This is a genomic window from Flavobacterium sp. ALD4 (assembly GCF_002836475.1).
Lineage (GTDB): Bacteria > Bacteroidota > Bacteroidia > Flavobacteriales > Flavobacteriaceae > Flavobacterium.
This window is the reverse complement of sequence record NZ_PJBJ01000024.1, coordinates 61,504-86,853: the sequence shown is the minus strand read 5'-3', so window position 1 is coordinate 86,853 and position 25,350 is coordinate 61,504. Positions and strand designations below refer to the sequence as shown.

Below are 25,350 nucleotides of genomic sequence, written 5' to 3'. Positions count from 1 at the left end.
ACAATTTCATCAAGTTTTACATAAAATCACCCACTTTTATAAAAGAGAAAAATCACTAAAAGTGGGTATAGTAAAATCCTACAAAATATCGTTTATTTACATAAATGCAATTAGAACAAGCCAGAAAGTATGTAAATAGTTTAAAAGATTAAAAGCCTTTTAAGTTTCCCTCATTCATTCTAATTAAATATTCGATACTTTAGCTACTGAAATATCAGAATTTAATTCTAAAAGCTAATTGCATTAAAATTGTAATATAATAAGTTTATGAACATTGCTCAAATTGAAGAAAACCTTCAAAACCTTATATTAAACTACACCCAAGAAACATTCATTTATGAATTGTTGTTGGCTTACGGTTTACCCAAAGCATCCATTACCAGATTACAAAAAGGTAATTTAAACCTTTCTAAAATTGAAGGAGAAATCTCGTGGAAGAAGAAGCTGTTTTTTAAGCCAGTTTTTAACGAAGATTTACACATTGCAATTACTGCTTGTAAGGACCAATTAAAGCAAGAACAACGTTTTGTTATCGTTACTGATTTCAAAACGGTATTGGCTATTGACACCAAGACTACTGATACTTTAGATATTGAATTTGAAGCTTTACCAAAACATTTCGATTTCTTCTTGCCATGGGCGGGAATGGAGAAAGCAACGCATCAAAACGAAAATCCAACTGATGTAAAAGCAGCAGGAAAAATGGTGAAGCTTTTTGACGAAATCAAAAAAGACAATCCTGATACTTCTCCTGAATTTATTCACGGACTCAATGTATTTCTTTCTCGTTTGTTATTCTGTTTCTTCGCCGAAGATACAGACATATACAAACCAGGACAGTTTACAAATGCTATTTCATCGCACACACAAATTGATGGAAGTGACTTAAATGAGTATTTAAATAAGTTGTTCAATGTATTAAATACACCCGAAAACAAACGAAAAGACTTACCAGAATACCTCAATGCCTTTCCTTATGTAAATGGTGGTTTGTTCCAACACAATCACCCGACACCCGCTTTTACGCGTCGTTCACGTCAGGCTATCATAGATGCTGGAGAACTAGATTGGGCCGCCATAAATCCTGATATATTTGGTTCTATGTTTCAGGCAGTTATTTTACCAGAACATCGTGGAGGATTAGGAGCGCATTACACCTCAGTTCCTAATATTATGAAAGTCATAGAACCTTTGTTCTTAAACGATTTATATGAAGAATTTGAGAATGGTAAGAATGAACCTAAAAAACTAAATAAACTATTAGACCGTATAAGCAAACTAAAAATATTTGACCCTGCCTGTGGTAGCGGAAACTTTTTGATTATTGCCTACAAAGAATTACGATTACTGGAAATTAAAATCTTAGAGCAATTACAAACATTACAAAAAGCGGCTACAGGATTTGAACCCTATCAATTGGAACTTATACCTAAAGCGCAATTAACCTTAGCGGCCCAATACCAACATTCCATGTTTTCAAGAGTAGAATTGGCTCAGTTTTATGGTATTGAAATAGATGATTTTGCTCACGAAATTGCTATTCTTTCCTTGTGGCTGGCACAGCACCAGATGAACCAAAAATTCAAAGAAGTTTTTGGCTCAGCAAACCCAACATTACCTTTACAAGCTGGTGGTAATATTGTTCATGGTAATGCTACTAGAGTTGATTGGGAAATAGTTTGTCCTAAAAAAGAAAATGATGAAATTTATGTTTTAGGGAATCCTCCATATCAAGGCTCAAGAAAACAAGATAAAACTCAAAAAGATGATTTAACCACTGTTTTATCAAATTTATCAAAGTACAAAGATTTAGATTATATCTCAGCTTGGTTTTATAAAGGTGCTATATTCATTAAAGATTGTAATGCAAAACTTGCTTTTGTTTCAACCAACTCAATTTGTCAAGGGGAGCAGGTATCTCTATTATGGCCATATATTTTTGAAATGAATATTGAAATATTTTTTGCACACCCTTCTTTTAAATGGAGGAATAATGCAAAAGACAATGCAGGTGTTTCTGTTATTATTGTTGGATTATCAAATAAAACTATATTAGATAAATTTATTTATTTTGAAGCTTTAAAACAAAAAGTTAATAACATTAATGCTTACTTGATATCAGGTACTAACAATAATTTTGTTTTCTCTAAAACCAAACCAATTTCACAATTACCACCAATGAATTTTGGAAACATGCCGGCAGATGGTGGTAAACTATTATTTAGTACACAAGAAATGAATGCGTTTATTTCTGAAGAACCTGATTCAGAAAAATGGTTTAAAAAACTAATCAACGCACAAGAGCATTTGAATGGTAGAGAAAGATGGTGTTTATGGTTAGAAAATATTACAGAACAAGAACTTGTTTCTTTGCCGAAAGTAATGAATGTTGTAAATGAAGTTAAAAAAATAAGAGAAAATTCATCTAGACCACAATTATCGAAAATACCACATTTATTCGCCCAAATCACACAACCTGCTGATGAAAATTGTATAATTGTACCAAGAGTATCTTCTGAAAACAGAAAGTATATCCCAATTGACTTTCTAGATGGTAACAATAAAGTTACTGACTCTTTTTTTACAATAGTTACCAATAGTTTAGAAGTTTTTGGTATAACAACTTCTTTAATGCACATGGTATGGTTAAAAACCGTAGGTGGTAGATTGGAAACTCGCTGTCAATACTCAAAAAATGTTGTTTATAATACATTTCCATTTCCAAAAATTTCAGAAGCTCAAAAACAAGAATTAACACAATGTGTATTTAGGATTCTTGAAGAGCGTGAAAACCACTCTGAAAAAACATTGGCGCAAAAGTATGATCCTGATAAAATGCCTGAAGGTTTACGAGAAGCACACAGATTAAATGATTTAGCAGTAGAACGTTGTTACCGCTCTAAACCTTTTGAGAGCGATGAAGAACGTTTAGAATATTTGTTCAAACTCTATGAAAAAATGATAGCGGAGGAAAAGGAAAAAGATACATTATTTCAAGCCGCGAAAAAAGTAAAGAAAACCAAAAAACTAAAATAACCAATATATGCCAGATTTAGTAAACGTAAACTACCACCAAACGGGAAATAGTACCAAAATCAACACTATGGGTATGCGCGAAATGCAAACCCGTGCCTTTGAATCTCGTGACGCACAATATTTATTATTAAAAGCGCCACCAGCTTCGGGAAAATCTCGTGCTTTAATGTTTTTGGCTCTCGATAAATTAATCAATCAAGGAATTAAGAAAGTGATCGTTGCCGTTCCTGAACGCTCAATTGGAGGTTCGTTTTCTAAAACCAACTTAATGAAAGAAGGTTTTTTCTCTGATTGGGAACCAAATGATAATTATAATTTATGTACTCCTGGAGATGATGGCAGCAGTAGTAAAGTAAAAGCTTTCCATAAGTTCATGGATAGTGATGAAAAGATATTAATTTGTACCCATGCAACACTGCGTTTTGCTTGTGAGGAATTAGACGATGCTAAATTTAACAATACCCTTTTGGCAATCGATGAATTTCATCACGTTTCTGCTGATGCAAACAATAAATTAGGTGAATTATTAAAAGCGATAATGAACAAATCTACGGCTCATATTGTTGCAATGACTGGATCTTATTTTAGAGGGGATTCAGTGCCTATTTTAACTCCCGATAATGAAGCTAAGTTCACTAAAGTAACTTACAATTATTACGAACAGTTAAACGGGTACAACTTCTTAAAATCATTGGGTATTGGCTACCACTTTTACACAGGAAAATACACCTCGGCAATCCTAGAAGTTTTAGACACGAATAAAAAAACAATAATTCACATTCCAAATGTAAATTCAGGGGAATCTACAAAAGACAAACACAATGAAGTCGATTTTATTATTGATGCAATAGGTAAAGTAATCAAGCAAGATTCAGACACAGGTGTTATTTATGTAGAAAGACATGCTGATGGAAAAGTACTTAAAGTAGCTGATTTAGTAGAAGACAGTTCAAGAGAAAGAGACAAAATTGTAAACTATCTTAGAAATGTAAAATCTGTAGATAATATGGATTTAATTATTGCATTAGGTATGGCAAAAGAGGGTTTTGACTGGCCTTTTTGTGAACATGCTTTAACCGTTGGTTATCGTGGTTCATTAACCGAAATTATTCAAATCATTGGTCGTTGTACACGAGATAGCAATAATAAAACACACGCACAATTTACCAATTTGATTGCCCAACCAGAAGCGATACAAGACGATGTGAAATTAGCTACCAACAATATGCTCAAAGCCATAACAGCATCTTTGCTTATGGAACAAGTACTGGCGCCTAATTTTAAGTTCAAAACTAAACTTGATAATGATGATGGCGATATTGAACCAGGGGTAATTAAAATAAGAGGATTTAAGAAACCAAGTTCTAAAAGAGTAAAAGATATAGTTGAATCAGATTTAAATGACTTAAAGGCCACCATATTGCAAGATGACATTATGCTTAAAGCAATACCAGGAAACGTGGACCCTGAAGTAATCAATAAAGTTTTAATACCTAAAATTATTAGAATTAAATACCCTGAGTTATCTGATGAAGAAATTGAAGAAATTCGTCAATATGTAGTGGTTGATTCTGTAATAAAAGCAGGAGAAATAAAAGAGGTGGGAGACCAGCGTTTTATTAGAATGACTGATAAATTCATCAACATAGATGATATTCATATTGACTTGATAGACACTATAAATCCATTCCAAAAAGCATTTGAAATTCTATCCAAATCAGTAACTACGCAGGTGTTAAAAGTAATTCAAGACACAATTGAAGCGACACGGATCAAAATGGATTTTGAAGAAGCCAAGATTTTATGGCCCAAAATAGTACAGTTTAAAAAAATGTACAACAAAGAGCCTAGTCTACAATCAAATGATCCACTAGAGAGAAGAATGGCGGAATGTATCATTTACTTAAAAGAGGAAAAAAGAAAACAAATGGCAAATGGATAAACATCAAGCTCTTAACGATATTTTTAATGATGATGAGTTTGATATTCTAAATGTCAAGCCCAAAGTGTCAAATGCTAAAAATGCAGATGAACGTTTGCTAGCTACTTTTAATGAAATTAATGATTTCTTTTTAAAAAACAAGGTGGAGCCACAACCTAATGCAACCAATATATCAGAGTTTCAACTCTATTCAAGATTAAAGGGGATTAGGGAAAATCCAGAGAAAAGTCTGTTATTAGAAAATGAAGATGTACATGGGTTATTAAACACTCAGAAAAAAGAAATCAAGTCGATTGAGGATATTTTCAACGATGATATGTTTGATATATTAGAAGATGACACCGATTTATTTGATTTCAAATATACTCCAAAACCTGATGAAAGAGCTGCTACGGATTTTGTAGCCAGAAGAAAACCATGTAAGGATTTCGACAAATTTGAAGAAATGTTTAAAAAAGTACAGAACGAAATTTCTAATGGTTCTCGAAAGGTTCTCGATTTCAAAGAAAAGAATTTAGTACAGGGCAATTATTACATTCACAATGGGATTCTTTTTTACCTAGAAAATGTAGATTTTACCGAAAACGAAGAAACTTTTCCAAGTGGTTCAAGAGTACAAAAAAATGGTAGAACGAGATGTGTTTTCGAAAATGGTACAGAATCTAACATGTTATATAGATCAATTATAAGGGCTTTATATACCAATGGTAAAATTGTAACACAAAATAATGCGGAAGTAAATAATGAAATCGAATCAGGATTCTTAGGAATTACTGAAGAAGACAAGGAAGAAGGTTTTATTTATGTATTGCGTTCTAAAAGTAAAGACGACAGAATCATTGAAATCGATAATTTGTTTAAAATTGGTTACTCTAAAGTTCAAGTTGAAGAGAGAATAAAAAACGCCGAAAAAGACCCAACGTACTTAATGGCCCCCGTTAAAATTGTTACATCTTGGAAATGTTATAATATGAACCCGCAAAAGTTGGAGCAGCTGCTACATAATTTCTTTGGTAAAGCATGCCTTAATATTGATATTTATGATGAAAAAAAACAAAGACATTCACCACAAGAATGGTTTATTGCCCCTCTGGAGGTTATAGAACAAGCTATTCAATTAATTATAAACCGAGAGGTTGTGAAGTATAAATATGACGCTAAAAGTACGTCTATAATGGAGAGATAAAGACACTGATATTCTTTTTTCATTAAATAACAGCAAAAACGTACTTAATCAAGAAGGTGTTTTTCTTTGGAATGCACATCCAACAAAACCTATTGAGCTAATTGGTGACGAGATGTACAAGGATGGAAAATCCCCAGAAGAAGCTAAAAAATATAGTTTTTACAATTGCTTTAATATTCATAAAAGTCTTAAAGATCATATTCGTCAACGATTAGACGCTGATGGTATTTCTAGAGATTTTATTTACCCTACACCAGAAATCAACACTTGGGAAGTATTTGAAAAAGCAAAAAAAATAAGAAATAATACAGACTATGAAGTCAATAAAAAGTACTAATTTGAGATGAAATAATTTTACAGTTATGAAATATCCACCACTTTATATTATACATACACAAGCTTGTAAATACCTCACTACAGAAGAAGCTGCCGATTTAAATAAAAAACTTTCCAAAATAACCATTTATGGTGGTAGAATATTTTTAAGAACATTTCTTAAAAATTTTGACATTGAGGTATTCAAAGACAAACCTCTAATTCTAGAAGATATATACTTATACAATTACCTTAAATATGAAATTACAAAAACGAGCATACCAAGAATAGGACTTATCGACCTATACGAAAGAGAAGTTTTTTTGAAAACAAAATAAAAAAGAAATAAAGTCTTAGCATTAATCTATGAATCGAGTCATGTCTTTATATGTAAAAGACAAACTGCTTTTATAAAACCAAATGTATATGTAGCGTTGCAACTCTATTTTATTCAAAATTCTCTCGCGTGTAAACCATCATCGTATACATCATCAACACAAAACGGCCCTATTAACTCAAAAAACGTATAGTAACAGTTCTTTTTATTATAAGAATATTTTTAAAAGATAATTTCAAATGTTAGTTTAAGTTATATGAATATAAAACAAAAAATCTCTTTGTTAAAGTGAGCCTACCCCCCTATCCTTCTAACTGCGCACAAAAAGAAACTAAAAAATAAAAGGGTATGGGGGTACGATTATTTTTTTTAAATAAATATTTTTTGGGTTTTGATCCCAGAAGTTCATATCAACTTTTCATTTAATCGTAGTTGGGTCACAAATAAACACATAAAGTACCAGTGTTTACTGGCTGCTTTAAATCTACAAAATCTATTTTCCCAACATATACCCGACAGCTTGATTTATTACCTTAAAAGCAAACAAATAGGAAGACCTATGAGTACTTTGCGACTAAATTATAATAAGTTACTTGAATTTTTATATAATTTATTTAAAAGATATTTCATATCTTGTTTAGTATTAACATGGGAAACAAAATGGACAAAAACGGCCAAGACGAAAATAAAGTGATGATGCACAAGATTGCATTATTTGTAAAAGAAAAAAGATTAGTACTTGGAATGACACAAAGCGATTTAGCAGAAAAAATCTTTGGCGACCCTAAACAAAAAGGATATATAAGCCAAGTTGAGTCTGAAAAAAAAGAAGGATTAACTATAAAAGTGCTTGCTAAAATTCTAAAAGAGCTAAATTCGGATATATCATTCGTAGAATTTTAATCGAAAATATAGTGAAATATAGTGTTTTAGCGATACACTTGGTCGCTACAATGGTTGCTACAAATTATATTTTAATCACATGAAAGTCAATGAGAGTAAGCTTTAACATAGAATTAAACGAATCCCACCGTGGTCACGAATAAAAACGAATGCTATTAAAATAATTTCAAGCTAGCTTGATTATTTTAATAGCATTTTTTTTTCAAAGCGGAGCTTTGTTGGGAAAGACGAAATCAATTACAAACGTCGTCACTCAAAAAGTACAATAAAACAGGAAAAGGTCAAGATTACACTATGGACTTCCAATCAAGAGAACAGGAGGTTTCCTCTCTTATACAAAAACCCCCCGAATACCGTTACTCACAAGAATCATGCATCCTTCAAATAACCGCTGTGAATCGAAAAAAATAGTTGCCAGGCATCCATTTTTAATGTCTAACCTAAAATAAAATCCATAAAAAAGCGTCCCGACAAATTGCCGGGACGCTTTTATTTATAACTGTGTTTTTTTATTTTTTAAACATTTCCTGTAAAGGCTTTAATTGTGCCATATCGATATTAGAACTTTTCAAAACGGACATCAATGTGACAATAGAATTAGCGTTCATATCGGTACCTAAAACCCGTACGACGGCAAATCCGGCCTCTTTGCTATTTGCAAACAATACAAACTCGTCTATATGCTCATCTGACCCTACATAACTCACTGAGGCTCCTACCGAACCAGAACCATACTTCATAAGCTGCTGGTACTTTTTATTCTTTAGAATCTGATTAACCTTTGCACGTTCTAATTCGAATTGCGCTTTGTTGGTTTCATTAAGCTTAAATGCTAAAACATTCATTTTGTCAAATGACTCTAAAGCTCCAATCTGCTCCGTGGATAATTGCGCTTTGTCAACGTTCAATATACTCGGCGACACATCCAGTGCAATGAAATTTTTATTTTCCGTGTTTTCCACAAAATATTTCTGAAGCGTCGGTTCTGAATTGCAACCAACAACTAAAAGGCTCAGAAAAATTGTGATGTTATAAATCGTTTTCATATTATTTTTTCCCTTTGGTTGCTCTCTTCAAATCCTCGCCTCCAGGGATTCGCATTTTATCAGTAAGAACTGAAATTTCATTCAAATCAAAGTTACCCGTCAACGACATCAAAACAGTTTCATTTGATTTACTCCCGCCTTCGATAAACATCAACAGTTCTTTTATTTGAGAGTCTGTGGCTCCGGATTTCACCAATATTTTAATGTTTTTACCACTGTCATTGACACGCATCAATTCTTCTAAACCTGCTGTTCTTATATACTTTTCCGCAGCTGACCTCATATCAGTAGTCGCTCTTGCGCTACTTGTAGTAAAGACTTTCAAATTGTCCAGCTTTTTTATCAAATTCATGTATTGCTGCGTTTCCTTATCAGAAGCGTCCACTTTAACCTTACTCATTAATTCAAACATTTTTTTATTTACGATAATGGACGTAACATCATCTTGTCCGTCAAATTTATCAAAAACGGTTTGTGCAAAAAACGGGCTTGTAATTAATGCAACTACTAATGTGATTATAAGTTTTTTCATTTTTTTTTATATTTATTATTGTTTGAAAATTAAATTTTTTGAATCCTCATATTTCTCAAGAGTTATAACACTTTCTATGCCAAGATTCACATGGTTCGACAACATTGCCAATGCCTTTTGGGTTTCTTTCATCGCTGCCTCCGGATTGTCGCACGTTCCAAGGTTTTGGCTTGAAACTTCCGTGTCAAAATACAGATAGGTCCCCGCACCAAGCATTACGACAACTGAGGCAGCAATCGACAGCCAAACTTTAATTCGTTTTTTATCCTGAACCATCGGTAGTAATACAATTTTTTGTTCCAACTCCTGCGCAGCTGCCTGTGAGAAATACCCAAACATCAGCTTATATTGTTTTAAGTGAGGCGCAACATCAGCTGAAGCAAAATATTTTCGTAACTCTTTCTCCTCTCCGACATTAGTTGCACCGTCAAAGTATTTTTCAACTAAACTTTCTATTTTATTCAATTCCATACCTGTGAATTTTATTCATATTTTCCCTTATTGTTTTTCTTGCTCTTGAAAGTGCCACTCGGATAGCCGTTTCGTTCATTTGCAGTATTTTTGCAATTTCTTCAAACTCATATTGTTCAATGTCCCGCATCTGAATTATTAATTTTTGCTGTCCCGGCAATTGATTAATGATTTTTTCAACCCAACTCAAACTGTCTCCGTCTTCAACTATCTTATCTAATCTTGCCGATTTGTCAGTAAAATTATCATGACTAATCTTCATGTTTTCAGCTCTTTTTGACTTTAACTGATCCAAACAATAATTTTTGGTCATGGTCATAGCAAAAGCCTCTACACTATTAAGCTTATCTAAGTTTTCATTCTTACTCCATAATTTACACAAAATCTCTTGAGTGGCATCCTCAGCTTCCTCTGTACTTTTAAGCAATCGTTTTGCTAATCGAAAGACTTTGTCTTTGAATGGAACCGTAATCTGCAAAAACTCTATTTCATTCATAAATAAATAAATTATTAGTCCGGCTTATACTATCAAGACGAAACAGTTTTATTTTTGTTACAAAAAAGATTAAAATTAAAACTAAAGATAGTATTTTTACGTATATTACAAAAATTACCCGATATATATGAAACCTACTTATAAATTTGCACTACTACTCTTTTTAGTAGTTTTTTCTCTCCAAGGTTGTCAAGACATGGATGATACTGCGGCACCGATAAACCTAGAAGTTCAAGATTTTATTTGGAAAGGACTAAACCAATATTATTTATGGCAAGCAGATGTACCTAACTTATCTGATGACCGCTTTGCATCACAAGACGCACTGAACACTTTCCTAAGAGGATATCCTGTTCCTGAAGATTTATTTAATGCATTAAGAGTCGACAAGTCGATCGATAGGTTCAGCTGGATCGTAGATGACTATTTAGAACTCGAAGGAGCACTTCAAGGGACCACTAAGAATGATGGGGTCGAATTTGGATTAGTTTACAAAGCCGGCAGTACCACAGAAATATTTGGTTATGCGCGCTATATTATTCCAGGATCAGATGCAGCAACAAAGGACATTCGACGTGGCAGTATTTTTTATGGTATAAATGGAACACAACTTACGGTAAGTAATTACCAATCTTTGTTAGCCTTAGAATCTTACACTCTAAATTTAGCAGATTATAATGCCGGAACCATTACACCAAATGGGGAATCGGTTGCATTGACTAAAACAGTATTAGCCGAAAATCCAATTTTAATAAATAAAGTCATCACTAATGGAACACATAAAATTGGTTACTTGATGTACAATGGATTTTATGCAGATTATGACAATAAATTAAACGAAGCATTTGCAAGTTTAAAATCACAAGCTGTCACCGACTTGGTTCTTGACTTGAGATACAATTCAGGAGGATCTGTGCTGACCGCTACCCGTCTGGCCAGTATGATTACCGGACAATACACTGGAAAAGTTTTTGCAAAGCAACAATGGAATGAAAAAATCAACAGCTATTTTGAATCCAATAATCCTGATGCGTTAAAAAATCTGTTTACGGATAAAATAGGGAACACGTCCATAAATAGTTTGAATTTAACCAAAATCTACATCCTTACTACAAAAAGTTCCGCCTCAGCAAGCGAGCTTGTTATAAACGGATTGAAACCTTATATGGATGTTGTTCAAATAGGCGATGTAACCACCGGTAAAAATGTGGGCTCTGTTACGCTATACGACTCCCCCACTTTTGGAACAGAGAATAGAAATCCAAATCACCGTTATGCCATGCAGCCAATCGTTTTAAAAATAGTAAATGCAGACGGTTTCGGTGATTACTTCAACGGACTGACACCTACTATTCAACTTAAAGAAAATCTAGGGGATTTGGATATCCTTGGAAACACAACCGAACCTTTATTAAGTACTGCAATAGGAAAAATTACAGGAACGGGCAAAATGCTAAGACAAAGTCCTGAAAAAGAGTTCAACTATTTTAAAGACGCAAAATCTTTGAATGGTCTGCAAAATCAAATGTATATCGAAAAAGCGCCAGAAGGCATTTTGAAAGCGTTGGACTAATTCATAAAAAGGAGGCGATAAATTTATATGAAAACGCAACCAAATTATTTTTGACTTTAACTGCAATGCTTTGCTTTTGTAAAACCAACTCCTTCCGAGTCAAAACAAATACATGTTGTTATTGATGCCTCTCATAGAGATTCTGATTTTGGAGCGACTTTCGAAGGTGACAATGAAAAAAAGATTGTAAAACAAATGAAACCGATTGCAAATATCTAACTGATGATCAGGAACAAAATTGCTACTTCAAATTTAGATTAAATATCAACATTAAATTAAAACTAAGAAAGGCTTTCATCACTGAAAGCCCTTTTTTTTATTCTAAAGAGAGTACTATTAAAACCGTACGTTCACTCCTATTTTAAAATTCCTTCCTTTTGTGCTATACCCCACTGTTTCAACAAACTCTTCATTTAAGATATTGTTTATTGACACGAAAACATTTATTCTGTTCTTAATAACATCATATTTAGCCATCGCATTAAACAACTGATATGAATCCAAAAGAACAGCTGTTGTGGCAAACGTTCCTCCATCAAAGAAAGCATCTTTTCTTTGATCAACATACTGGTAATTGATATTAAAAAAAGATCGTGCTGTTGCCTGATAATCTAGAGAAATATTTCCTTTATGTTTTGGAATTAATCTACTTAAAGGCTCTTCCACTTGAGTAAATGTATAATTTGCATTAATCTTCAAAGCATTCGAAAAAGAATAAGAGATCATCGTTTCAACTCCTTTGGCATTATTTCTTCCCACTATATTGATATAATTCGAAGCATAAGTATCAGGATCTGTATAGAACCCAAATGGATTTTGCTCTTCCCTGTAAAAAGTAATGGTATTTAAAGTCAGTTTTTTATCCAATAATGAAAATTCAAACCCTGCTTCTATAGTAGAACTCTCCTCAGGAGTTAAGTCCAAATTGCCATAAGGAGAATACAATTGATACAAACTTGGAGTAATGTAAGCGGTACTATACGATGCCAATAGTTTCAATGGAATTTCAGAAAAAGAATAGGACGGATTCACATTAAAAACAAAATTACTATTATAAACACTGTGCATATTAAAGCGCCCACCAACATTTAGGTTTAAACCAAAATCAGAATTATAGACCGCTGTCAAATAAGGGTCGATTGAATTAAATTTTGCTTCCTCCCCAACAATGGAGTCATAAGGTGTATTCGAATCCATTTCATGGAATTGAAACTGCCCTCCGGCCACTACAAAAAATTGGTTGCTGAATGAATATTTATTGAATGCATCTACATTGACACTTCTCGATTTATAATCGCTAATGTCTACCGAATTAGAATAGCTATTAAAAGTATTATAATTTCTTTCGATAGTGTTGAAACTCGAATTCAAAACAAACTCTCCTTTTTCGTACTTATATTTCGGAGAGAACCCGAGACGAAACTGTTCCGACTTCGAAACATTTAATGGGGTATCAGGATTATTGAAATTATCAAATGTTCCGTCAAAATCATTTTTCATCCTATCGTAATTTGCAAAAAAGTTTAATGACAGCTTTGTTGTTGGCGAAAAACCCACTTTAAGCAATGAATTTATTCGGGACAAACGATCTGCTTCATAAGCCGCTGGTTGTGCAACTGCAGCTTCAGAAATTCCTGTTGTCTCCGTGCTGTTTAAAGAAGCATAATAATTAAATTTATCTAAATTTCCATTAACAGAAAGCCCTTGGTTGTAATCTTCAGGACGATAGTTAGTTCGATCTGCCGTGGTTTGCGTCCCAATATTCATATAGGCATTTCCCGCAATTGCTTTCTTTCCTGCTTTTTTTAGAGTGATATTAATAACTCCGGCTGCAGCACCTGAACCGTATAAGGTACTCGCCGCCCCTTTCATGATCTCAATACTTTCCACCTGCTCCACAGGAATTAGACGTAAATCGTACTCTAAATTGATCCCAGAAGCATCTGTTACCGGGATTCCGTCAATTAAAATAAGGGTTTGTCGGTTACGACCTCCCCGAATGTAATAGCCAAGGTTTTTACCGGCACTGCTTTGGCTTCCATTTATCTCAAGGCCTGCAACGGTACTTAAAATAGTAGCAAGAGATTGACCTGATTTCTTAGACAATTCTTCAGCGGTAATTTTTACAATTACCTTTCCTGACTTTTCTTTTGCCAAAGCAAATTTAGAATCGGAAATTACAACTTCATTTAACTCCTTTGGAGCAGAAGCAGCTTCTTTTTGTTGTGCAAAGGCACAAGCACTCATCAGCACGCATAACGCACTAATACGAACGATTTTGTTGTTCATTTTAATAAAACATTTTTAATAACAGCTCTTGCCGTTACATGACTAAAAATGGGAAGAAAGTATGAAATAACCCATACCCAAACCTTTTTTCCCGAAAGTTTGATACACGATGTAAAAGGCAGGTCTCCTGGCTTGCGTCTTGTTGTTTACCTTCCCATTCCGGATCGTCGGAACAGTGGTTTTGTAGATAACAACAAGCTTGATAGCTTACAGTTGCGGGTACAGCTCAAGAATTTTGATTTGGAATTACGATTTGGAATTTAAATTCCTAAATCTAAATTCGTAGTTCCTAAAATTTCACTTGATTCCCTTTTAATGCCGTTTTAAATAATAAAACAGCAACCTAAATACGGTTGCAAATATAACTTTATACAGCGAATAAAAAATAAAATTTGATTTTTAAAAAGGATTAAATATACCTTTGCAACTCCTGAAAATCATTTTATGAAATTAAATGTATTAAAATTTACTGTTTTGTTGTTTGCCTTTTTTGCCATGGGATGCAAGAAAAAAAAGGAAATTTATAGTTCCGAAACGGCAACTGTAAAAAATGAAATCAAATATGCTAAAGGATTAGAAATCTATAGGTATGGTGGCTATTCAGTCATTAAAATTACCAAACCTTGGCCTGGAGCCAAAGAAAATTTCACCTATGTTTTGCAAGAAAAAAACGGAATCATTCCGGACAGCATAAAGCAGTTTACCGCAATCCAAATTCCTATAAAATCAATTGTCGTAACCTCAACTACACACATACCAGCCTTGGAAATGTTAGGTGTAGAAAATACGCTCGTTGGCTTCCCTAATACCGATTATATTTCTTCCGAAAAAACGCGAAAACGGATTGATGTGGGAAAGGTTAGAGAAGTGGGGAAAAATGAAAACCTAAATACGGAAGTGCTAATTGACATGCAACCAAATCTGATTGTTGGTTTCGGACTAAACAACAGCAATCCCTCTTTAGATATTTTACAAAAAAGTGGTTTAAAAGTTATGTTCAATGGCGATTGGACGGAACAAACCCCTCTTGGAAAAGCAGAATGGATTAAATTTTTTGGCGCTTTATACGGACTGGACTCCACAGCGACTTCGGTATTTAGTGAAATTGAAAAAGAATACAATACTACTTTAGCTTTAGCCAAAAAAGCGACAAGAAAACCAACAGTTCTTAGTGGGTCTATGTTCCAGGATCAGTGGTATGTGCCACAAGGTAAAAGTTGGGCTTCTCTATTTCTAAAAGACGCACAAGCAGATTATTTATGGAAAGATACTAAAGGCACCGGAAGTATATCCTTGCCCTTTGAGATCATTTTAGAAAAAGCTCAGCAAGCAGAATTCTGGATTGCTCCCGGTGATTTTTCTTCTTTAAAACAAATGAGCGACAGCAATCCCCATTACGGAGAATTTGAAGCATTTAAAAATAAAAAAGTATATTCGTACGCTTTAAATAAGGGGGCTAAAGGAGGGATTCTCTATTTCGAATGGTCTCCTACTCGTCCGGACTGGGTTTTAAAAGATTTCATAAAGATTTTTCATCCCGAATTAGTACCAAACCACACGCTTTTTTTCTTTCAGAAATTAGAATAAATTGAGTCATACAAATCGAAATACCGTTCTCTTCACCATCCTAACCATTGGAATGCTTTGTCTATTTCTGGTTAACCTCAGTTTAGGCTCTGTTTCCATTCCCCTAAAAGAAGTGTTTAAAAGTCTTACTGGCGGAGTTACGAGCAAAGAAACCTGGAACTATATCATAGTTAACTATAGATTACCCAAAGCCATTGCCGCGATATTGGTGGGCATGGGATTATCGATTAGTGGATTATTGATGCAAACCTTATTTAGGAATCCATTGGCTGGCCCTTACGTTTTAGGACTGAGTTCAGGAGCCAGTTTAGGCGTTGCCACCGTGATTCTTGGAGCGGCATTTTTACCGCAATCCCTCGCTGCAATAATGCTGTCCTCATACGGAGTCGTATTGGCTTCAAGTCTTGGAAGTTTTTTAGTTTTAATGGCCGTTTTGGCCGTCTCTTATCGCTTGCGCGACACGATGGCTATCTTGATTGTGGGGCTGATGTTCGGCAGTTTGACTAGCGCTCTTGTGGGAACACTCACCTATTTTAGTACCGCTGAACAGTTACAAAAATTCACCTTTTGGTCCTTAGGTAATTTAGGTAATTTATCTTGGACATCTATTGGCATTTTATTCCTTTGCGTGCTACTGGGTCTGTTTCTAAGTCTCTTCAGCATCAAACCGTTAAATGCACTGCTGCTGGGAGAAAATTACGCCCGAAGTTTAGGATTGAATTATAAAACAACTAGACTTATTATCATTTTTGCCACCAGTATTTTGGCAGGTAGTATAACTGCTTTTGCCGGCCCAATTGCCTTTATAGGACTCGCAGTTCCACATATTGCAAAATTGGTATTTCAGACCAGTAATCATACTATTTTATTTTGGAGTACGCTACTTTTTGGAGCTAGCATCATGCTTGTTTGCGACAGCATTTCACAAGTTCCCGGCGGAGATATCACACTACCGATTAATGCCGTTACTTCGGTTTTTGGAGCACCGATTGTTATTTGGTTATTGGTTAGAAAACGAAAAATGATTGGATGATTTTAAAAAAACCTTTTACACCTATAAATGATTAGTAATAACAACATACTTACAACATCAAATCTAAGCATTGGATACACTTCCAAAGCGGCGACTACTATTATTGCGGAAAACCTGAACTTGAATTTGCAGGCTGGAAAACTAATTGCTTTAATTGGAGCGAATGGAATCGGAAAATCAACCTTACTTCGAACAATTATCGGAATTCAGAAACCGCTTTCGGGAACTATTTCACTTAATGGCAAAAACATTCATCAAATAGACTCCTTAACCTTAGCGCAAAACCTAAGTGTGGTGCTAACCGAAAAATTACCGCCCAGTAATTTGACTGTTTTTGAGCTGATTGCTTTAGGAAGACAGCCTTATACCAACTGGATTGGAAAACTGACGGAAACGGATATCTCCAAGATTAACGAAGCCATGGAACTGACTCAAATCAGCCATTTGGCAGCCAAAAAACATTACGAAATCAGTGACGGTCAATTGCAGAAAGTGTTAGTTGCTAGAGCTTTGGCACAAGACACACCGCTGATAATTTTAGATGAACCCACTACCCATTTGGATTTATTGCATAAGGTGGCGCTTTTCAAACTCTTGAAAAAACTCACTAAAGAAACGAATAAATGCATTCTGTTTTCTACCCATGATATCGATATGGCCATACAATTGAGTGATGAAATGATTATTATGACTCCCGAAGCTGTTGTTCAAGATGAACCTTGCAATTTTATCTCCAAAGGAACTTTCAATACCCTATTCAAAGACGAACATATTGTTTTTGATCCAAATAAAGGGAAGTTTGTGATTGTGTAATCCTCCTCCCACCTCCTCCGTAGGAGGAGCAACTGACTTTGAAAACTGAGTGTGAAAAGTAATGCTGAAAGCTTGGTCTTAAAAACTGCAATCTCAATAACTGAGACTCCATACTAAAATACGGAATACTGATTACTCCTTTACTTTCCTTTCAATAAATTAATACTCACCGTAGCAGTATTCGAATCCGGGAATCGCTTAAAATACTGAGTGTCCGGATACAATCCCGCTTCGGCAGCCACTTTATGCAAGACAGGGATTTCCACGATATATTGATCTGAAAAACCATGGGTCGCGTCATATGCCGTTGCGGCAGTCTTTCCAATATTAGCGGCTGTTACACTGGGTGGAATGGTGTGTAATTCTATCATAAGCAAACCAAAATTCCTAACGTAAGGCGACCATTTATTAAAATGCTCCACTAAATTGTCCTCTACTAAATTAGTGCTTACTCGCTTCCCTCGATGAGCAAAAGCCCCAGTCGACTGGCTTATTCTGTCCTTAGTAATGTGCATTGGCTCTTCCCAAATCCTGTTGTGATCCAGAAAAGTGCGCACATTCAATAGATCTTTTAAATCGATACCATAATTTTCCGTTAAGTCATCCGCTAACAAGTCGGGACGACCTATGTCTCCCCAAATAACTTTAGCCCAAATATCGGCTTTAATCAGATTAGCCCGAGTCACTTTGAGAGCTGCTTGGTTGTAATCAGCACCCACTAGAAATAGAGGATAATCATCAAGCATTTTACCTCTTAACGTTTGCCTTTCGATTACAGTGAAGATATGTTCCAAAAAGGCTCCATTTCCGCACCCCATATCTAAAATTCCTTTTGGCTGGTCTTCGATGGGTAAATTAAACAATTTAATGATGATTTCATCCACCACTTTGAAATAGGTCTCGTGTGCACCACCGCTTCCCCAAACATTCATTTCTCGGTCTACGTGAACTTCGTCTTTCCCTTCGGCGACTGTCCTTAAAATACTAGCATTACCAAAAAGCAAATCGTCCATTTTACTGAAAGTCGGCAAATAGGAAACCGTTACACCATAAGCCGTGGCTCTTTTGGCAAAAAACAACCCTATTTCCGTGAATTGATAATTTCCGTTCTTTTGAGTAAACCAGCCTAAATGCGCAAAGAAATCTAATATTATTTTAAAATTTTCAGGTGATTTATGAAATTCTTCCGGGCGGAAAGATATCTCCATAAAATATTTATGAAACATACCGCTCATCCCTAATCGGACTAAAGTGGGGCCAACCAAAGCGCCCTCAATATGCATTAAAACCTGATCTTGTATCTCTCTTTCTATTGAATCATTGGAAAATTCAATCTCATAGTTTTTTTTATATTTTTCGAAAATAATCCGCAAACGCTCAAAGGGAGCCTCTTCAAATAACCGAGCATGAAACTGCATCGAAAACTGCAATAGGTCCACCACGTCTTCATACAAATGAAACAAGGAAAAAGCCGTTTCACTCTTATCCGTGACCGTAAATTTAATTTCGTCAGTAGCGTTGTTGATATGATAATCTAGAAATCCTTGGGAGCATAAGACCCGTAGGCCCACATTCAGATAGCCTTCGTTTGCTTTAAAATGAGAAGTAAGTTCATCAAGGGTTGCTTCCTTTTTATCAAGTATAAAAGACAAAACTCCTTTTTTATAAAGAGCATAGGCTACGGGTGCCGTCACTAAACCATCTAAATGTCTGAAAATTGTACTTCGTAGAGAAACTTTATCGATCATAAAAAGAAAATTTAAAATGAGTACCGTTTGCTTAAAAATACAAATGCAGTACTCAAATATATAAAATTCCTTCTTAACAATGCAATTCCTTTAAAGCTCCTGATTTTAGCGTACTACTTGAGTAGGATCTGTCTTTTGGCCTCTCCGATAACAAAAGCAACAGAATTAGCAATATTAAAACTCCGAATCAAATTTGACATCGGAATTTTTAGATGATTCTCGAATTTACCTAAAACTTCTTCACTTAACCCTTTGCTTTCTTTTCCAAAAACCAACCAATCTCCGTCTTGAAACTCAATCTCCAAATATGATTTTTCGGCATGGGAACTCATTAAGAAAACACGCGATACGTCTGGAATTTGCGCAATCCATTCACCTACATTCTGATATTCAGTAACATCAAGATGAATCCAATAATCCAATCCAGAACGTTTCAAGTTTTTATCATTGATCACAAAACCGAAAGGATGAACCAAATGTAAGCGACTTTCGGTACCTACGCACAGTCGGCCAATATTCCCGGTATTATTGGGTATTTCGGGTTCCACTAAAACGATGTTTAACATTTAAAAAGATTTAAGATTGTTGATTAACGATTTTTGATTGATGTCTATGATTAGATCTCTTGATTTTCGTAATTGTTATTGACTATTGATATTTGCTATTGAAAACTTTCAACTTCTATAACTCCCCCAGCTTGCAAATTGTCGAGATGTACATTTCCTATTCGCACGCGAACCAATCTAAGGGTGGGGAATCCAACTGCAGCGGTCATTTTCCGTATTTGACGAAACTTTCCTTCGTTTACCGTTATTGAAGCCCACGAAGTGGGTCCATGTCGTTCGTCCCGTATTTTTTTTCCTCTAGCACCAAAAGCGGGAACTTCAGTTATCAAAGCGGATTTGCATTTTTTAGTAATGTACTTAGTTCCGTTGAAACCTATTTCGACACCGGCCTTCAGTTTGTCAATGGCTTCCTGATGAATAATTCCATCCACCTGCACATAGTATTCTTTTTCTACTTTTTTAGAGCGAATGATTTCACTCATCATCCCATCCGTCGTCAGCAACAATAATCCTTCCGAATCTTCGTCCAGACGCCCTATTGCCATTGTGCCTATGGGAAAATCATACAATTCCCCCAACAGTTTCTTTTTTCGTTTCAATTCATAAATAAACTGACTTAAATAACCATACGGTTTATGAAGGATGAAATGCTGATGGGACATTGACTTTGTTTGATTTTATAAAGCGCAAAGATAGTCTAGTTTTATTAGCATCAAATTATCCACAACCTATATTCTTAGGATCTAAAAGCTATGTTAAATAATTTACTGTATTCATATAAAATATTTAATAGTAAGGATCTACACTAACAATCACTAAAATTTTATATCATGAAAATAAAGATAAAAATTCAAAAAAAGAGTTTAAGGAACAAAATACAAATGAAGGTTTTAGCGAGAAACACATGACCGATAAAGACAAAGCGCAAGATTCTCTTCTTAGTGACGAAATGGAAATTGATGCCGAAGGAAATAAAGTCATCGTACAAAGAGCCCTCAATGCTAATGGATCAATTGCTCATATTCCTGATGAAGAACGTACATGGAATGAAAACGAAAGCTTGAGCAGAGGGTTTTCAGCAGAAAAAAAGAGGTGAAAGCTGATGCATTGGAAGGCTTAAACAACACATCTGAAACTTATCCAAAAAACCCACTGATAGAAAACGAAAAAATATAAAATTAACTGTATCACGTGATAGCCTATTGGTATACTTAATCCAATAGGATTTTTTGTTTATAATACCTTTAAAAAACACCTGTCATACTCTGATTGATAACGAAAAATTAATTTTTAATTAATAATTAAATAGAAACATCTAATATTCCATACTTTTACTTTTTACAATAATCAGTCTTTCTATGTCCAACATGCTCCCCTTTTTATTCTTGTTTAGTATTGCCCTCGCTATTGGTGTCTTCATCGGAAAACTCATTTTCTCCGCCCGTTTTCAGTCCGAAAAAATAAGCCTCGAAGAAAAACTGATTGCCTTTTCTTCTCAATTCAATCAACTGAAAGAGCAGCTCTTGAATGACAAAACCATTTTTGAAAAGCAATTAGAAAACAGTACCACTGAGAAAGAAATCATCCGTAACGAAAAAGACAGTTTGGCCATCCAACTTTCTAAAAAGGAAGTTGATTTTGAAAACCTTTGGGAACGCAACAAAGAGCAAAAAAATGAAGTAGAAAAACTACAGGAAAAATTCACGAAGGAATTTGAGAATCTCGCCAATAAAATATTAGAAGAAAAATCGAATAAATTCACGGAACAGAATAAGGAAAACATGAAAAACATCCTGTCTCCTTTACAAGACAAGATTCATTTATTCGAGAAAAAAGTTGAAGATACCCACAAAGAAAGCATTGATTACCATGCTGCTTTGCGTCAGCAGATTCTAGGCTTACGCGAAATGAATATCCAAATGAGCAAGGAAACCATCAACCTGACCAAGGCATTAAAAGGGGACAGCAAGATGCAGGGAAATTGGGGTGAGTTAGTGCTGGAAAGAGTATTAGAAAAATCAGGCCTAGAAAAAGGACGCGAATATGAAGTGCAACAAAGCTTTACCACTGAGGAAGGAAATCGTGTTTTTCCTGATGTTGTGATCAACCTCCCTGACGGTAAGAAGATGATTGTCGATTCAAAAGTTTCCTTGACCGCTTATGAAAAATACATCAACGAAGATGACGACGATTTAAAAATCAGTTATTTAAAAGAGCATGTCAATTCGATTAAGCGCCACGTAGAACAATTGGGAAATAAGAACTATCAGGATTTATACCAAATAGAAAGTCCTGATTTCGTGTTACTTTTTATCCCTATCGAACCCGCATTTGCTATTGCACTTAATGAAGACACCACTTTGTACAACAAGGCATTCGAAAAGAATATTGTAATTGTAACCCCTGCTACCCTGCTGGCTACACTAAGAACGATTGACAGCATGTGGGCAAATCAAAAACAACAGGAAAACGCCTTTGAAATAGCCAGACAAGCCGGTGCATTATATGATAAATTTGAAGGCTTCGTGACTGACTTAATAAAAATTGGAAAGAAAATCGACGAAACTAAAACGGAATATAGCGGCGCTATGAGTAAACTCGTAGAAGGAAAAGGAAACCTCATTATCAGTGTGGAAAAACTAAAAAAAATGGGAGCAAAAGCAAAAAAGTCCCTACCTGAAAAAATCTTATCAAGAGCTGAAAAAGATCAAAACCAACTATTAAACTAATAACCTATGAAAAAAATTTTAGGAATTATTGTGGCAGTATTTATACTGTCTATAATTAGCTATTTTACGTTTGTGTATTACGCCACTTATAGCGAAGGTGTTCGATCTGGCCAACTAATCAAGTTTAGTCATAAGGGTGTCGCCTTCAAAACCTGGGAAGGAGAAATAAGCCAAGGCATGTCAGGTTCGCAAATTTTCTCTTTTTCCGTGTTGGATAAAGACAAACAAGTAATTTTTAATCTAAAAAATATGGAAGGACGGTATGTGAAATTATCTTACATAGAACGCTACAAAACATTCCCATGGTGGGGCGACACTAAATATTTCGTAACAGCAGTAAAAGAAGAAGAAACTCCCTTTAAATCAAATTAAATATGAATACCACATACAAAACAGTTGCCTCGTCTAATATTACCATTTCAGAATTAATGTTGCCTTCGCACACCAATTTTAGCGGAAAAATACACGGTGGCTATATCCTTTCCCTACTCGATCAGATTGCTTTCGCCTGTGCATCCAAGTTTTCCGGCAATTATTGCGTAACAGCCTCCGTAGATACAGTGGATTTCTTGAGACCCATTGAAGTAGGAGAACTGGTAACCATGAAAGCCAGTGTCAACTATGTAGGTAAGAGTTCCATGATTATCGGCATTCGTGTGGAATCTGAGAATATCCGCACCGGAACAATAAATCACTGCAACTCCTCCTACTTTACTATGGTTTCAAAAGACAAAGATGGTAAAAACGAAAAAGTCCCAGGCCTTATTCTTTCCAATTTAGAAGAAGTTCGCCGGTTCATCAATTGCTTAAAACAAATTTCCATGAAAAAAGAAAAAGACCGTCATGAGGAGATTTTTGATTACACCTCTATAGAAACATTGGCCAGCTTAGATAAGTATAATGTAATGGTCGAATTAGGCTAGTTTTATTTTCTAAAACTCCCTCTTAGTAGTCAAAATCATGTAGAAAACATAACAAAACCTAAAAACCGCTTTTTAAGGTATTATTAGCTGTTTTAGTAGTCGTTTTACACTACCTATTCCAAATAATATTCGTAACTTAACGTAGTATCATTTATCCTCTAAAATGAAGAAAAAACTACTCTTATTTTTGTTATTAAGTGCATTTGCCATTGACGCGCAAGAAAAAATGACCACAACAAAGGGCGTCATTGTTTTTGAAGCGTCAGTGCCTTTTTTTGAGCCAGTAAAAGCCATAAATGAGGATGTAAATCTTATTTTAAATACGAAGAGAGGAATCATATCATTTGTAGTCTATATAGATCGGTTTTCCTTTGAAAGAAGTCTAATGGAGGAGCATTTCAATGAAAATTATATGGAAAGTAAAAAATACCCTAAAGCTACCTTTAAAGGTTTAATTGAAAAGTTCGATTTAAAAAACATTACGCCTGTTGCAAAAGGATATTACATCAAAGGAAAACTAAGCATGCACGGAAAATCAAAAAATATCCGCGTCCCTGCCAAAATTAAAAAAGTAGCTGACGGAATACAATTAATCTCAAATTTCACTTTAAAGTCTGATGATTATAATATTGAAATCCCGTATATCGTCAGAAGTAAAATATCCAAAAACGTAAAAGTCAGGGTCAAAGCTGTTTTATAATACGTTTATTTGACTAAAGCAGTCAATATATTAGCGACATTTTCATTACTATAAAGAAGCTTAAGGCTAGTGTGTTTATACTCTATACAACTGTAGACCTAAATAAATGGAGAAGACCCTGTTGATGCGGCAACTATTTGGATAAACAATAACGAAGTGTTTCTTTTAAATCACTGTGTTTAAAATGAAATCCCAATTCCTCTAATTTATCAGATGAAACTCTTCTTCCCGTCAATACTATCTTCGACATTTCGCCTAATACCATTTTAATTAAAAAACCGGGAACATTAGGAAGCCAGATTTTGTAACCATATACATTAGCCAATGTTTTAGAGAAACCAGCATTATCTGTATTATCATTTATCGCTGCATTATAAGGCCCTTCCATATTTAGATTCTTAATCGCTTCAAGATATATTTCGCACAAATCCTCCACATGGATCCATGGCATGTATTGTTTTCCAGAACCCAATGCCGAACCGAGTCTCCATTTAAAAATAGGAGTTAATTTATTCAAAAAACCATCATTTTCACCTAATACTAGACCGGTACGTACTTTCACTGTGCGAATGCCTAATTTTTCAAATTGATCTGCAGCTGCCTCCCATTTTTTACACGTAAGCCCAAGAAAATCATCTCCGAAAGCTGTGTTTTCAGTACAAATTTCTTGCCCGTTAACTGCTCCATAAATACCAACTGCCGATGCAGAAATAAAAGCATCTATTTTTTTATTACTTTTCTTTAGAACGGAGTAAATAAGTTGGGTAGAACGTTCTCTACTATTAATGATTTGCTCTTTTCGCTTATTAGTCCATGGCTTTTCGGCAATATTAGCTCCCGCTAAATGAATGATATAATCAGCATTTAATACTGCGTCCTTTTCTATCGTCTGCTTTTCTATATCCCAAGTATAATAAAAAACACTTACCGTATTTTTTATCTTAGTCCTACTTAAGATTGAAACTGTGTACCCGACATTAATCAAGGCCTTAGTTAACTCCTTACCTACAAACCCGGTACCTCCTGTTACTAATACATTCTTTTTCATAGTAATATTTATTGGTGTAATTCAAACGACTCAAAGATACAAAATAATTTTTGTTTAACTTTATTGTTATTTAGTTA

At 34.7% G+C, this 25,350-nt stretch carries 24 protein-coding genes and 1 riboswitch; of the genes, 15 read left to right on the top strand and 9 right to left on the bottom strand.

The genetic code is table 11. The annotated features are described in order from the left end of the window. The first annotated feature begins 267 nt into the window (after positions 1-267). The 6 genes from CXF59_RS04930 (at position 268) to CXF59_RS04905 (ending at position 7,719) form a co-directional block, all read left to right on the top strand. Positions 268-3,036, top strand: a complete 2,769-nt coding sequence (locus tag CXF59_RS04930; RefSeq protein WP_101136671.1) for a DNA methyltransferase — start codon at positions 268-270, stop codon at positions 3,034-3,036. Positions 3,037-3,043: 7 nt separating this feature from the next. Next, on the top strand, positions 3,044-4,978 hold the full coding sequence (locus tag CXF59_RS04925) for a DEAD/DEAH box helicase (RefSeq protein WP_101136670.1): 1,935 nt from the start codon (positions 3,044-3,046) through the stop codon (positions 4,976-4,978). Next, entirely contained in the window at positions 4,971-6,164 is a 1,194-nt protein-coding gene (locus CXF59_RS04920; RefSeq protein WP_101136668.1) for a GIY-YIG nuclease family protein, read from the top strand. Before CXF59_RS04925 ends, CXF59_RS04920 begins: the two co-directional genes overlap by 8 nt. A gap of 112 nt (positions 6,165-6,276) precedes the next feature. After that, a complete protein-coding gene (locus CXF59_RS04915) occupies positions 6,277-6,501 on the top strand; it encodes a hypothetical protein (RefSeq protein WP_101136666.1) in 225 nt (74 codons plus the stop codon). A gap of 25 nt (positions 6,502-6,526) precedes the next feature. Beyond that, positions 6,527-6,817, top strand: coding sequence for a hypothetical protein (locus CXF59_RS04910; RefSeq protein WP_101136664.1), 291 nt, complete (start codon positions 6,527-6,529; stop codon positions 6,815-6,817). A 647-nt stretch (positions 6,818-7,464) separates the two neighbouring features. Next, on the top strand, positions 7,465-7,719 hold the full coding sequence (locus tag CXF59_RS04905; RefSeq protein WP_101136663.1) for a helix-turn-helix domain-containing protein: 255 nt from the start codon (positions 7,465-7,467) through the stop codon (positions 7,717-7,719). 509 nt (positions 7,720-8,228) lie between these two features. On the opposite strand, the gene CXF59_RS04900 is transcribed toward CXF59_RS04905, so the two are convergent. From CXF59_RS04900 to CXF59_RS04885, 4 genes are read right to left on the bottom strand one after another with little or no spacing between them, the layout of a single operon-like run. Next, positions 8,229-8,765, bottom strand: a complete 537-nt coding sequence (locus CXF59_RS04900; protein WP_101136661.1) for a DUF4252 domain-containing protein — start codon at positions 8,763-8,765, stop codon at positions 8,229-8,231. A gap of 1 nt (position 8,766) precedes the next feature. Continuing rightward, on the bottom strand, positions 8,767-9,297 hold the full coding sequence (locus CXF59_RS04895; protein ID WP_101136659.1) for a DUF4252 domain-containing protein: 531 nt from the start codon (positions 9,295-9,297) through the stop codon (positions 8,767-8,769). A 15-nt stretch (positions 9,298-9,312) separates the two neighbouring features. Next, positions 9,313-9,768, bottom strand: coding sequence for a hypothetical protein (locus CXF59_RS04890; protein WP_101136657.1), 456 nt, complete (start codon positions 9,766-9,768; stop codon positions 9,313-9,315). After that, entirely contained in the window at positions 9,755-10,264 is a 510-nt protein-coding gene (locus CXF59_RS04885) for an RNA polymerase sigma factor (RefSeq protein WP_101136655.1), read from the bottom strand. The genes CXF59_RS04890 and CXF59_RS04885 overlap by 14 nt, the downstream gene beginning before the upstream one ends. A 127-nt stretch (positions 10,265-10,391) precedes the next feature. Between CXF59_RS04885 and CXF59_RS04880 the strand changes: the two genes are divergently transcribed. Continuing rightward, entirely contained in the window at positions 10,392-11,837 is a 1,446-nt protein-coding gene (locus CXF59_RS04880) for a S41 family peptidase (protein ID WP_101136653.1), read from the top strand. Positions 11,838-12,173: 336 nt separating this feature from the next. On the opposite strand, the gene CXF59_RS04875 is transcribed toward CXF59_RS04880, so the two are convergent. Then, positions 12,174-14,126, bottom strand: a complete 1,953-nt coding sequence (locus tag CXF59_RS04875) for a TonB-dependent siderophore receptor (RefSeq protein WP_232758652.1) — start codon at positions 14,124-14,126, stop codon at positions 12,174-12,176. Between the two features lie 99 nt (positions 14,127-14,225). Further along, positions 14,226-14,488, bottom strand: a riboswitch (cobalamin riboswitch). A gap of 82 nt (positions 14,489-14,570) precedes the next feature. On the opposite strand from CXF59_RS04875, the gene CXF59_RS04870 reads away from it, so the two are divergent. The 3 genes from CXF59_RS04870 to CXF59_RS04860 are packed head-to-tail and all read left to right on the top strand — an operon-like array spanning position 14,571 to position 17,559. After that, positions 14,571-15,713 carry an ABC transporter substrate-binding protein gene (locus CXF59_RS04870; protein WP_101136649.1) on the top strand — a complete coding sequence of 381 codons (1,143 nt, stop codon included), beginning with the start codon at positions 14,571-14,573 and terminating at the stop codon, positions 15,711-15,713. 52 nt (positions 15,714-15,765) lie between these two features. After that, a complete protein-coding gene (locus CXF59_RS04865) occupies positions 15,766-16,746 on the top strand; it encodes an iron ABC transporter permease (protein WP_198554635.1) in 981 nt (326 codons plus the stop codon). A 27-nt stretch (positions 16,747-16,773) separates the two neighbouring features. Beyond that, on the top strand, positions 16,774-17,559 hold the full coding sequence (locus CXF59_RS04860; protein ID WP_198554634.1) for an ABC transporter ATP-binding protein: 786 nt from the start codon (positions 16,774-16,776) through the stop codon (positions 17,557-17,559). A gap of 140 nt (positions 17,560-17,699) precedes the next feature. On the opposite strand, the gene CXF59_RS04855 is transcribed toward CXF59_RS04860, so the two are convergent. The 3 genes from CXF59_RS04855 to CXF59_RS04845 all read right to left on the bottom strand — a co-directional run bounded on the left by CXF59_RS04855 (position 17,700) and on the right by CXF59_RS04845 (position 20,535). Beyond that, the gene (locus CXF59_RS04855; RefSeq protein WP_101136646.1) at positions 17,700-19,307 is read right to left on the bottom strand and encodes a class I SAM-dependent methyltransferase; all 1,608 of its coding nucleotides are present in this window, start codon (positions 19,305-19,307) and stop codon (positions 17,700-17,702) included. Positions 19,308-19,420: 113 nt separating this feature from the next. Further along, on the bottom strand, positions 19,421-19,873 hold the full coding sequence (locus tag CXF59_RS04850) for a tRNA (cytidine(34)-2'-O)-methyltransferase (protein ID WP_101136644.1): 453 nt from the start codon (positions 19,871-19,873) through the stop codon (positions 19,421-19,423). A gap of 95 nt (positions 19,874-19,968) precedes the next feature. Next, complete coding sequence (locus CXF59_RS04845) at positions 19,969-20,535, bottom strand: pseudouridine synthase (protein ID WP_101136642.1); 567 nt, start codon at positions 20,533-20,535, stop codon at positions 19,969-19,971. Positions 20,536-20,777: 242 nt separating this feature from the next. On the opposite strand from CXF59_RS04845, the gene CXF59_RS04840 reads away from it, so the two are divergent. From CXF59_RS04840 to CXF59_RS04820, 5 genes are all read left to right on the top strand, one after another. Then, positions 20,778-20,969: a hypothetical protein gene (locus CXF59_RS04840; RefSeq protein WP_101136641.1), complete on the top strand. Its 192-nt coding sequence runs from the start codon at positions 20,778-20,780 to the stop codon at positions 20,967-20,969. A gap of 262 nt (positions 20,970-21,231) precedes the next feature. Next, positions 21,232-22,602: a DNA recombination protein RmuC gene (gene rmuC / locus CXF59_RS04835; protein ID WP_101136639.1), complete on the top strand. Its 1,371-nt coding sequence runs from the start codon at positions 21,232-21,234 to the stop codon at positions 22,600-22,602. Positions 22,603-22,608: 6 nt separating this feature from the next. Continuing rightward, the gene (locus tag CXF59_RS04830) at positions 22,609-22,974 is read left to right on the top strand and encodes a 6-phosphogluconate dehydrogenase (RefSeq protein ID WP_101136637.1); all 366 of its coding nucleotides are present in this window, start codon (positions 22,609-22,611) and stop codon (positions 22,972-22,974) included. A 2-nt stretch (positions 22,975-22,976) separates the two neighbouring features. Then, positions 22,977-23,525 (top strand): acyl-CoA thioesterase, encoded by a 549-nt coding sequence (locus CXF59_RS04825; RefSeq protein WP_101136635.1) that lies wholly within the window; start codon positions 22,977-22,979, stop codon positions 23,523-23,525. Between the two features lie 163 nt (positions 23,526-23,688). Then, positions 23,689-24,225, top strand: coding sequence for a YceI family protein (locus CXF59_RS04820; protein ID WP_101136633.1), 537 nt, complete (start codon positions 23,689-23,691; stop codon positions 24,223-24,225). A gap of 133 nt (positions 24,226-24,358) precedes the next feature. Here CXF59_RS04820 and CXF59_RS04815 read toward each other — a convergent pair whose 3' ends face one another. Next, on the bottom strand, positions 24,359-25,273 hold the full coding sequence (locus CXF59_RS04815; RefSeq protein ID WP_101136631.1) for a TIGR01777 family oxidoreductase: 915 nt from the start codon (positions 25,271-25,273) through the stop codon (positions 24,359-24,361). Positions 25,274-25,350 lie beyond the last annotated feature (77 nt).

Bases quoted from the DNA above. Each gene is read 5' to 3' on its own strand.
- CXF59_RS04930 (WP_101136671.1), top strand. From the start codon at position 268: ATGAACATTGCTCAAATTGAAGAAAACCTTCAAAACCTTATATTAAAC.
- CXF59_RS04925 (WP_101136670.1), top strand. From the start codon at position 3,044: ATGCCAGATTTAGTAAACGTAAACTACCACCAAACGGGAAATAGTACC.
- CXF59_RS04920 (WP_101136668.1), top strand. From the start codon at position 4,971: ATGGATAAACATCAAGCTCTTAACGATATTTTTAATGATGATGAGTTT.
- CXF59_RS04915 (WP_101136666.1), top strand. From the start codon at position 6,277: ATGTACAAGGATGGAAAATCCCCAGAAGAAGCTAAAAAATATAGTTTT.
- CXF59_RS04910 (WP_101136664.1), top strand. From the start codon at position 6,527: ATGAAATATCCACCACTTTATATTATACATACACAAGCTTGTAAATAC.
- CXF59_RS04905 (WP_101136663.1), top strand. From the start codon at position 7,465: ATGGGAAACAAAATGGACAAAAACGGCCAAGACGAAAATAAAGTGATG.
- CXF59_RS04900 (WP_101136661.1), bottom strand. From the start codon at position 8,765: ATGAAAACGATTTATAACATCACAATTTTTCTGAGCCTTTTAGTTGTT.
- CXF59_RS04895 (WP_101136659.1), bottom strand. From the start codon at position 9,297: ATGAAAAAACTTATAATCACATTAGTAGTTGCATTAATTACAAGCCCG.
- CXF59_RS04890 (WP_101136657.1), bottom strand. From the start codon at position 9,768: ATGGAATTGAATAAAATAGAAAGTTTAGTTGAAAAATACTTTGACGGT.
- CXF59_RS04885 (WP_101136655.1), bottom strand. From the start codon at position 10,264: ATGAATGAAATAGAGTTTTTGCAGATTACGGTTCCATTCAAAGACAAA.
- CXF59_RS04880 (WP_101136653.1), top strand. From the start codon at position 10,392: ATGAAACCTACTTATAAATTTGCACTACTACTCTTTTTAGTAGTTTTT.
- CXF59_RS04875 (WP_232758652.1), bottom strand. From the start codon at position 14,126: ATGAACAACAAAATCGTTCGTATTAGTGCGTTATGCGTGCTGATGAGT.
- CXF59_RS04870 (WP_101136649.1), top strand. From the start codon at position 14,571: ATGAAATTAAATGTATTAAAATTTACTGTTTTGTTGTTTGCCTTTTTT.
- CXF59_RS04865 (WP_198554635.1), top strand. From the start codon at position 15,766: ATGCTTTGTCTATTTCTGGTTAACCTCAGTTTAGGCTCTGTTTCCATT.
- CXF59_RS04860 (WP_198554634.1), top strand. From the start codon at position 16,774: ATGATTAGTAATAACAACATACTTACAACATCAAATCTAAGCATTGGA.
- CXF59_RS04855 (WP_101136646.1), bottom strand. From the start codon at position 19,307: ATGATCGATAAAGTTTCTCTACGAAGTACAATTTTCAGACATTTAGAT.
- CXF59_RS04850 (WP_101136644.1), bottom strand. From the start codon at position 19,873: ATGTTAAACATCGTTTTAGTGGAACCCGAAATACCCAATAATACCGGG.
- CXF59_RS04845 (WP_101136642.1), bottom strand. From the start codon at position 20,535: ATGTCCCATCAGCATTTCATCCTTCATAAACCGTATGGTTATTTAAGT.
- CXF59_RS04840 (WP_101136641.1), top strand. From the start codon at position 20,778: ATGACCGATAAAGACAAAGCGCAAGATTCTCTTCTTAGTGACGAAATG.
- rmuC (WP_101136639.1), top strand. From the start codon at position 21,232: ATGTCCAACATGCTCCCCTTTTTATTCTTGTTTAGTATTGCCCTCGCT.
- CXF59_RS04830 (WP_101136637.1), top strand. From the start codon at position 22,609: ATGAAAAAAATTTTAGGAATTATTGTGGCAGTATTTATACTGTCTATA.
- CXF59_RS04825 (WP_101136635.1), top strand. From the start codon at position 22,977: ATGAATACCACATACAAAACAGTTGCCTCGTCTAATATTACCATTTCA.
- CXF59_RS04820 (WP_101136633.1), top strand. From the start codon at position 23,689: ATGAAGAAAAAACTACTCTTATTTTTGTTATTAAGTGCATTTGCCATT.
- CXF59_RS04815 (WP_101136631.1), bottom strand. From the start codon at position 25,273: ATGAAAAAGAATGTATTAGTAACAGGAGGTACCGGGTTTGTAGGTAAG.